The following is a 9,473-nucleotide window of genomic DNA, read 5'->3' on the forward strand; positions in this document are numbered from 1 at the left end:
GAGGTATTTATATGAGATTAAAGAGAATTATAAGCTATATTATAATATTTACAATAATTGTTGCCCAGGTGACTCCTATATATGCAGATGATATACATCAATTTATTAAAGAAGAAGGGATTCAAAATCTAAGTCAAGATAAAGAATTGATAGAGAATGATAAAAATCCCTTTGGCAATACGGAGGATTTCAAAATCGAGGTTATTGAAGAAGAAGATACTGGCGAATTTGATGATGTGGATATTGACTATGATAAAGTGATTCAAGATAGTGATAATCAAGAAGAAATAAAAGAGATTGAACTAAAGAAAGAAGAGACTCCAATACAGATAGTACCGATCTTAAATAATAAAGAATCAAATGTAAAATTTAACTTGAGTGAAAGCCTTAGAAGCGGTAAAGGTCTATTATTTAGAGCTAATAGGCCTAGCTTGATGTCAGCATATACAAGTGAAACAGAAAAGTATCTAAATGAAATAGCCACTCCAAAGGCTCAATATAATGTAGATATTATGAATTCATACAAAGATGACTATGAAGCAGTAGAAGATATAGATCCAAGAACCGGTGAACTTACATTAATCCATACTGACTATGTTCTACCTGGTAGAAATGGATTAGACCTTGAGCTGAAGAGGATTTACAAGAGTGGTCATGCCCATGTTTGGAATACAAAAGCTAGATTAATAGGAAATGAAATTAAAGATGAGATTTTTAGCTCTAACTTTATAATTAATAATCCAAGGGATTTAGAAACCTATTATGACAAAAGATATAACCTAGGTATAGGAATGCGATTTTCATTTCCAAGTTTAGAGATAACTAATACAAATAGTGGCATTTTTCTTCATTCTGAAACAGGTAAAGTTTATCAAATAGAGAAGAAAAATAATGAATATGTCATAGATGGACATAAACTAAAGGATATTTCCTTTAAAGAAGATACAACTTATACAAGTGGACAAACCGATATAAGTAGTTATAATTCTAAATCTAGATATGTACTTATAGAAAAGGATGGAAAGAAAACCTATTTTTCAAGTGACGGAAGAATACTGGGGATAAAGGATAGATATAATAATGAGATAAAATTTTACTATCAGTATTTTGATGCACATAAAGTGAAAAATACAGTTTTCAAGAGATTGTTAATAAGTAAGATAATAGATACAGTGGGTAGAGAGGTAAATATACAATATAATTCTGATTTGAATTTTACACCTAAAAAATTAGCAAATGGTAAATATTCAACGGATTTAGAAGGCAAGTTTGACGTAGAAATTTTTCTTCCAGGAAATAAAAAGATAAGATACAGCAAATCCGGTCTTTCCATGACTGAAGAAGGTGAAGTATTAAGCACAAGGTTAATGTATAGCTTAGAAAAGCTAAAGAGTACTAGCGATAGACAGTACAAGGACTATGCTAAATATGTATACAGTTGGAAGAGTAAAAATCTAGGGATAACTTACTCTGGAAACACATATAGTAAATACAATACATATAACCTTATAACTGAAGTTAAATACGCAAGAAACAATAGGATAGACAAATATGAATATATAGAAGGGACTAGGAAATTAGGAGATACTGGTAAACTTCAATATTCGAAGGTTGGAAAGAAGATAATATTACAGCAGAACCTTAATACATCAACTAATGAGTTTACTTATGAAAATAAGAAACAAATCAATTATAATTATTCCAATGAACCATCGGGGTATGGTGTCAGTGGATATAAGAAAAATGATGATGACTATCTAAAAAATACCTACAGATACAATGTAGAGGTACAGTATCCATATAGTAAAAAAGCCTTTACATATAATGGGAATCACGAACTGATAGAAGTTTGTGATAGGGGATTAGACCATAAAATAAATAAGGAATTCACTTATGATGAAAAAGGACAGCTTAAGAAAAAGATAACAAAGGAATTTGAAGTAGCTGATGGCAGTGTAGGTGATAATTCTATCAGTAAAATAGAAGATTTTAGCTATGATGAATATGGTAATCTACTTAGTTATACAGGTCCCTTAGCAAATAGAAGCAATAATAAGCCCACAGATGATAAAAATACAATCAAGTATACCTACTATACTGATAAATACCATGCTAAAAAAACCAAGGAATGGTATAAAGACGATTCTACTAAATGTAGAGAAGATTATAATGCGGATAATAAGGGTAACATAACTAAAATCCTTGAGAGCTATAAAGAAGATTACAGTAGCAAGGGAAGAATAACTAACTACACCTATGATTCCTATGGTAACCTATTATCACAATCTATAGATAATAAATATAATATACAATTTGAGTATGGTACTGACATCGATGGAGTAAATCATAGGGGGGCATATTTAACTAGAGAATATAAAACAATTGATAATAAGACTATAGAAAAAAGATACAGCTATGATTTTAATACAGGTAATAGATCAAAATTCATGGATGAAAATGGCAATACAATTAGCTATATATATGATGATTTAAATAGAATCATAAAAACAATCTATCCAAATAAGGATAATGACAGAAGAGTATATTTTGAAAATAGAATATATGAAAATCCCCAGACACAAGCGCTAAGGGTTGAAGTGTGGAGAAAAAATAATAAAGTTACAGTAATAAGAGATACAACTTTGCATAGTGAAGGAGTAAAAACATATTCTATAAGGATTTCTAAAGAAAACATAATTAAAAATTTAGAACAAAATTATAATCTTAAAAACTTAACATGGGACGTAGTAGTTCAGCAACATTCAAGGGAGCTTAGAGGGTATATACAGGGTATGGTATTGGAAAAGCTCATTTCGAAGAATTATTTTCCCATAACTGACTATAGTTCCCTCCAGGTTTCTGATAATGGGGATACAATTATTGCTAGATACAAGGTACAGATATTTAAACCTAGTAAGAACTATTCCTATGAGTATAATCTAGATATATTTAATAATATTAAAAGCGTAGTTAAAAATGAGTTCAGAATAACATTTGATAAAGTAACAAAAGGATTTTCAGCAGAATTAAATAATCAATTTCCAATAAAAGAATTTGAATATGATTTAATGAACAATGTTACTAAAGAAATCGATAGTAATGGAAGATATATAAAAAACACCTATGATTCCCTTGACAGGCTTAAAGAAAAATCCTTTAATGACACTAACAATACAGAACTAAAATCAAAAACAATAAATTATCAAATAACAGATGACCAAGCAATGCCCTATTTAGAAATCTATACAGATGAAGAAGGCTACAGTGAAAAATTATACTATGATATAGATGACAGATTAGTAAAAGAAGAAGTAACACCAAATAACAATGAATACTACAGTAAAAGCTATAGCTATGATAATGTAGGAAATAGGATAGAAGAAAGGGACTATAAAAATAATTCTACCAAATACATCTATGATGAATTAGGTAGAATAGTTAAAAAAACTAATGCCCTAGGTAAAGAAGATAAATACTATTATGATGGACTAAGTAATATAATAAGGCTAGTAAATCCAAGGGGAAAAGAAGTACATTTTGAATATGATGTCGCAGGGCGATTGATAAAAAAGACAACTCCCTATGGTACTAACGACGTTGCAGTAACTAGATATCTATATGACAACGTAGGAAATCTAATAAAGGAAATACTTCCAGAGAATTATGATAAAAACAAAGACAATCTAGCTGAGATAGATTCATTGGTAGGGGAAAACTACACCTATGATGAATTGAATAGATTGGTAAAAATAAACTCTAGAGATAAAAAGCTAACAATAGATAGGGAATTTGATTTAAATGGAAACCTTATAAAAGAGACATTAACAGATAAAGAAAATGATAAGAAGCAACAAACAATGTATGAGTATAACTATCTAAACAAGATAACTAAGATCATAAATCCATATTTTGAGTCAAAAGAATTGAAATACGATAAAGTAGGAAATGTCACAGAATATACAGATGAGGAAGGCAACACCGTACAAATAGCATATACAAAGGATTATAATATAGAAACAATAACATATCCCGATAAGGGCATAGTAAGATATACCTATGATAATTTGGGTAGAAAGAAAACCTATACAAATCAATTAGGGAATACAGTAACCTATGATTATGATGGACTAGGAAGAATAATTTCCATAAAAAATCCTAATTACAGCAATGGAATAGCCAATAAAAATATCAAAAACTTTGAATATGATGAAAACAATAATCCAATAAGGGAAACGGATTATAAAGGCAATATCATAGCAGAAAAAACATATGATGAGCTTAATAGGTTAATACAGGAAAAAATACCAATGGAACAAAAAGGAGACATAATACATTATAGTATCAGAGAAACATCCTATGATGATATTGGTAATATAGCAAGGATACAAACAACTGGTACAAAGGATGTAAATTTAATAAGAAGTTTAGAATATAACTACTATGACAATAACCAAATAAAAAAACAGATATTAAATGGCAGCAGCATAACGGAATATGACTACGATAGAAATGGCAATATAAAAAAGCAAAGGATTCAAAGAGATACAAATAAGTATGATATAGTAAAATACCAATATGATAATCAAAATAGATTGACGGAAGAAATAAAGTTAGTAGATAAAAGCATGCTTAATGATGAGTATATAATACCAAAGCTTACGGACAATGAATATCCTAGTAAAATCCAAATAAAGACAAAGTATGATTATGATGGATTTGGTAATATAATCAAGGTATATTCACCAAAGGAATTTAAAGGAGATACAGGGGAGTATGCAGTAACAAAAATATATGATTCTCTCAATAGATTAGTTGAAGAAAAATTCATCCACAGTGGACAAGCTAAAAGCAATATCTATAAATATAATGGTGTAGGGAATCTCACAAGAAAGATAGACCCTAAGGGAAATTCACAATACTTTGCTTATGACAAAATGAACAGAACTATAGCTATGGCAGACCAGCTAGGTAATATCATTCAGTATAGGTATGATAAGCTAGGCAACAGGACTCAGATAATCAATTCCCAAAAACAAAAAATAAGCTACGAATATGATAGTTTAGGGAGACTAAGCCGCACTAGAAACAATAGGAATCAAGTAATCGAAGAAAATGTTTATGATGAAAATAACAACCTTATCAAGAAAATTGATGCCAAGGGATATTTATCGGGAAGTGACAACGATTCAAGATATGGAACAGAATATACCTATAATATAAATAATAAACTGATTCAGATTGTTGACCCCATAGCAAAGGAAAAAAATAAATACAGCTATAAATATAAGTACAACCAATTCGGGGAATTGTCAGAAGAAATTAATGCTTTAAACAACACAAAAAAATATGATTATGATGAATTTGGAAGGTTGAAAACAGTTACTGATGCAGGTGATATAAAGGTAAACTATACCTATGATAAAGCAAATAATAAAGTTCAAATGCTAGATAGAAACAATCATTTGACAAAATACAGCTATGGAGATTTCGGACTACTAAAGGAAGTAATAGATCCAGAAAATAAAACAGAAAGCTACAAATATGATCTAAACCTTAACTGTATAATGCATAGGGATAAGAAAGGAAATACAATAAACTATAAATATGATAATAGAAATCTATTATTATCCAAAGAAAATGCGGTTACAAATGACAAAATAGAATATGAGTATGACGAAGTAGGAAACAGAATAGGAATGACAGATGAAACAGGAAGTACAGAATACATATATGATAGAATATATAGAATAAGAAATATACAAAAAGATAATGTGGATGAGCTAAGCTATAGCTACGATAGGGTAGGAAACATAAAAAGGACAGTAGATAAGCTAAATAATGAAACGTATTATGAATATGATGATTTAAACAGATTAGAAATAGTGAGCTATAAAGTAGATGGTAAAACCAATATAGTAGAATATAGCTATGACATCAATGGAAACAAAGGCAATATAAGCTACGATTCAGGAGTAAATATAGCATATGAGTACGATAAGAACAATAAGCCAATAAAGGTAATAAACAAACAAAACAGCCAAATCATATCACAATACTCCTATGAATATGATCTCCTAGGAAGAAGGATATCGGCAACGGATCAATACGGAACCACAAGATATGACTATGACAATAAGGGAAGACTCCAAAGTGTAGACTCACCTAGGAAAAATGAAAGCTATACCTTTGACAATGTAGGCAATATAATACAAATAGTGGAAGAACTAAGGGAAGGGAATGATACAACAACCAAAGTAACAACCATGACATACTCACCGGGAAATAGACTGCTAAGCAAAAGTCTAAATCAAGGAGATACGGCACAAAGCATCAGTCAGCCTATCCTGGAGTTTGATGGATTTGACAGACTGAAAAGGGTAATTAATAATGTAGATGGAAAAGAAAAAGCAGTAGAATATAAATACAATGGTGACGATCTAAGAACACAGAAAACAATAAAAAATGCAGGAGTAGAGGTAGACGCAACAAATTATTTACATAATAGGGGATCGGTGATCCTAGCAACAGACAAACAAAATAATCTAAAGGAAAGATATATAAAGGGATTAGATTACATAGCCAGAATAGATAATGATAGAAATTATGCAAACTATCTCTACAATGGACATGGTGATGTGGTACAGCTAGTAAACCAAGCTGGTCAAATAGACAACAGCTACCACTACGATTCCTTTGGAAACTTCCTAGAAGAAAAAGAAAGTTATGCAAATGAAATCAGGTATGCAGGAGAATTCTACGACAAAGAAGCAGGCATGTACTACCTAAGGGCAAGATTCTACGACCCAAGGGACAGAAGATTCGTATCCGAGGATAGCTACTGGGGACAAGAGAATAACCCTTTAAGCCTAAACCGATACACCTACTGTCATAATGACCCAGTAAACTTTATAGACCCGAGTGGGCATTGGATAAAGAGTGACTATGAACTTAAGAAAAAAGAACAGGATAAAATTATTGAAGCAACGGATCACTGGTATGATGCAAAAAATAATAGAGAAAAGAAATATTGGCATGAAAAAGCCACGGAAATAAGAGAAAAAGCAAGACGTGAACGAGGGCATGAATACACCGATGATCATGATGTAAATTTAGATCACATGAAGTATGCAGATGCAACTAGAGATAAGTGGAGAAAAAGGACTAGAAAAAAGGTAAATAACAGAAGATACAAAATTAATAGAGCAAGGGAAGAAATGAGCAAGGAAGAAATTTTCTTTACTAACTATGAGAAAAAGGCTGATTATGGTGGAGCTGGTGCAATAAGCAAATATATTGTTGATGGGGTGGATTTATCACAGTATCGGTACCTATACAACATTATAATGACTAAGTATGATGGTAAGGCACCATGGCACGGATATAAATTAAAAAAATCAGAAAAGCTTATGACTGAAGAAGAATTATTTGAACATCTAAATAGAAGTTATACAGAAGATCCAATAGTTTTAGGTTCGTCACCCGGTGCATGGACAAATATAGATAAAACCGTACCGTGGCAAAGTTTTACACCAGAAGATGTAGTTAAATTCATGGAAGCCTATGAAGTATACGGAAATGCATTACAAACTTCTTTAATGATTTCTGTATCTGCAGGAGATTATGCTAAAAATATTAAGCCTATTAATTCTTCAAAGCCAAAGGCAGATTATTCAGAGGTTTATAGGAAATATGGTGGGGAGACGGGTGAAGGTGATTGGATTCATAACAAAGGATACAAACCTAAAGAAGGAGAAAGAACACTTGAAGGGTTTATAAATAATAATGTGAGTATTGATAAAGAAATACCATTACACACTAACTCACCAGGATTTAATAATAATCCAAGAGGAACAGGAGGACAGTTTAAAAGATTTGGCACTGACTCACATGGAGGTGTAAAACCTCATGTCCATCAACCAACAAGAAATAGTGCGCCTAATGGAAATATATATGGTGGGACAGGTTCAAAAACTACTAATGGTGGGGTTACATCTCCAACAACTAAAGACATAAAACAGTTATATGATTATTTATTTAATGGCAAATATAGACCATAAAGGAGTTAAAATAGCATGAAAGAAAATTTTGATTGTACTCAATTTATCACATTTAACCTAGAGGAGATTGATACAAATATACATGAGTTAGTAACTTCATTTAATAATATCGGTTTTAAAATTATATATAAAAATCAAATAAGGGAGGTAAAGAAAGAGTATTTTAAAGACTATATACAAGATGAGTTTATAGAATTTAAGTGTGATAATTTTATTGGAGAATTTGAAGATTGGGAGTCATTAGAGCATCCAACTGAAAAAATATTGAAGTTTGCAAATGCAGTTGAGAATATTGCAAGAAGGTCAGAAATAAATAATTTTAGAATTATTTTAACAAGTTTTGCCCAAGAAGGATATTCTTCTAATGAAACAATTAAAGTAAAAGTGGATAATATTCAAGAGGGATTATTTTCAATGTCTAAACATTATTATGATGTATGGACAGACAATTTAATCATTGAAATAATATAAGTTTTAGAGAGACGATTATAAATTAAAAATAATCGTCTCTTTTTTATAAAATACTTGAAATTACTAGTTACCTGAAATTTGTACAAAGATAAGCAGTATAATTGGTAGTAAATTACCAATTTAAATTAAGAATAATATTCTATATTAAACTTTTTATACCAGTTTACTTAACGAGAAAAATATTCCATCAAAAAGTGTCAAGGGTACGGAGTTGTTGACAACAACAGAAGTCTGCGATACCCTAATCTAGGGGTGTATTTATGCCAAGAAAAGCTAGAAGAAAAAGTGAAAGTGGTATATATCATATAATGATGAGAGGAATAAATCGTCAAAGCATATTTATTTCAAGATCGATTTAAAAGTGAGCCCGTAGAAGATGATAAATATCTCCTAACTGTCCAGCGATATATTCATCAAAACCCTATTAAAGCTGGATTAGTAACTAATATAGAAGAATACAAATGAAGTAGTTATCATGAATATGTAAATAAAGTAGAGCTAATTGATATAGGCTTTACACTTAATATATTCAATAATGATAGAAAAAAGGCAGTAGAAGGATTTATTCAATATAATAATGGGGTCAATGATGATGCTTGTTTAGATATAGAGAAAAAACATATGTCAAGGGGACGTATGTCAAGGGGACGGAGTTATTGACAACAGTAGAAATTTGGGATACTATTGTCTAGGGGTGTATTTATGCCAAGAAAAGCCAGAAGAAAAAGTGAAAGCGGTATATATCATATAATGATGAGAGGAATAAATCGTCAAAGTATATTTGAAGATGAGGAAGATTGTATAAAATTTATACAAACCATAAAAAAGTACAAAGAGAAAAGTGGATACCAAGTTTATGCTTATTGTCTAATGGGAAATCATGTACATGTATTATTAAAAATAGGTAAAGAACCATTAGAACAAGTAATGCGTAGGATATGTGGA

Annotated in this window: 3 protein-coding genes; all 3 read left to right on the forward strand. The window is 30.6% G+C overall.

Features of this window, described 5'->3' with window-relative positions; genetic code table 11:
- Positions 1-11: 11 nt before the first annotated feature.
- The gene (locus N4A68_19530; GenBank protein MCT4566491.1) at positions 12-8,057 is read left to right on the forward strand and encodes a hypothetical protein; all 8,046 of its coding nucleotides are present in this window, start codon (positions 12-14) and stop codon (positions 8,055-8,057) included.
- Between the two features lie 15 nt (positions 8,058-8,072).
- Positions 8,073-8,528 carry a hypothetical protein gene (locus N4A68_19535; GenBank protein ID MCT4566492.1) on the forward strand — a complete coding sequence of 152 codons (456 nt, stop codon included), beginning with the start codon at positions 8,073-8,075 and terminating at the stop codon, positions 8,526-8,528.
- A 702-nt stretch (positions 8,529-9,230) separates the two neighbouring features.
- On the forward strand, positions 9,231-9,473 hold a 243-nt coding region (locus N4A68_19540; protein ID MCT4566493.1), incomplete at its 3' end, for a transposase.

The sequence above is a fragment of the Maledivibacter sp. genome, from assembly GCA_025210375.1.
In the GTDB taxonomy this organism is placed as follows: Bacteria; Bacillota; Clostridia; order Peptostreptococcales; family Caminicellaceae; genus JAOASB01.